General features: G+C 72.6%; 1 protein-coding gene. It reads right to left on the bottom strand.

The window, feature by feature from the left end:
* On the bottom strand, positions 1–1186 hold a 1186-nt coding region (locus HW445_RS31790), incomplete at both ends, for a type I polyketide synthase (RefSeq protein WP_180224228.1).

Raw genomic sequence — 1186 nt, 5'->3', positions numbered from 1 at the left:
TGCCTGACGGATGACGCGCTGCTGCGACGGCCCGTTCGGCGCGGTGAGCCCGTTGCTCGCACCGTCCTGGTTGACGGCCGAGCCACGCACGACGGCCAGCACCTCGTGCCCGTTGCGCCGGGCCTGCGACAACCGCTCGAGCAGGAGCACGCCGACGCCCTCCGCCAGCGCGAATCCGTCGGCGGCCTCAGAGAAGGCCTTGCAGCGACCGTCGGCCCCCAGAGCCTGCTGCCTGCTGAACTCCACGAACGAGGTCGGCGTGCCCATGATCATGACGCCGCCCGCCAGCGCCATCGTGCACTCGTCGTTGCGCAGCGCCTGGGTGGCCATGTGGATGGCCACGAGCGAGGAGGAGCAGGCGGTGTCGACGGTGACGGCCGGGCCCTCCAGACCGAAGGTGTAGGAGACGCGGCCGGAGACGACGCTGCCCGCGGTGCCGGTCAACAGGTGGCCCTCAAAGCCGTTGGGGCGGACACGTGTCGCCCCGCCGTATCCGGAGGCCGCCGCCCCCACGTACACGCCGGTACGGGTCCGGCGCACCCGCGCCGGGTCGATGCCGGCGTTCTCGAAGGTCTCCCAGGCCGCCTCGAGCAGCAGTCGCTGCTGCGGGTCCATCGCCAGCGCCTCGCGGGGGCTGATCCCGAAGAAGCCGGGATCGAACGCACCGGCGCCCCGCAGGAACCCGCCCTCGGCCACGTAGGAGGTCCCCTGGGAGTCTCCCGCCGTGTGCCGGAAGACCTCCAGGTTCCAGTTGCGGTCGTCGGGGACGGGACCGATCGCGTCCTGGCCCTGGGCGACGAGGTTCCAGAGGTCGTCGGGGGTGGTGACGTCGCCGGGGAAGCGGCAGGCCATGCCGACGATGACGACGGGGTCGTTGTCGGTGTCGGTGGTGCCCGTGCCCGTGCCCGTGGCGCTGGTCGTGGGGGTGGTGCTGCCGAGGAGTTCCTCGCGGAGGTGGTCGACGAGGTCCTGCGGGGTGGGGTGGTCGAAGACGAGGGTGGAGGGCAGCCGCAGGCCGGTGGCCGTGTTGAGGCGGTTGCGGATCTCGACGGCGGTGAGGGAGTCGAAGCCGAGTTCGCGGAAGGCGCGGGTGGTGTCGACGGTTTCCGGGGTGGCGTGGCCGAGGACGGCGGCGACGTGGGTGCGGACCAGGTCGAGCAGGGTCCGCTCGGCCGCGTCCGCCGGC

The sequence above is a fragment of the Streptomyces sp. UH6 genome (assembly GCF_013421635.1).
Taxonomy (GTDB): Bacteria; Actinomycetota; Actinomycetes; order Streptomycetales; family Streptomycetaceae; genus Streptomyces; species Streptomyces abyssomicinicus.
The sequence above is the reverse complement of the archived record's forward strand: the minus strand, read 5'-3'. Positions and strand labels throughout refer to the sequence as shown.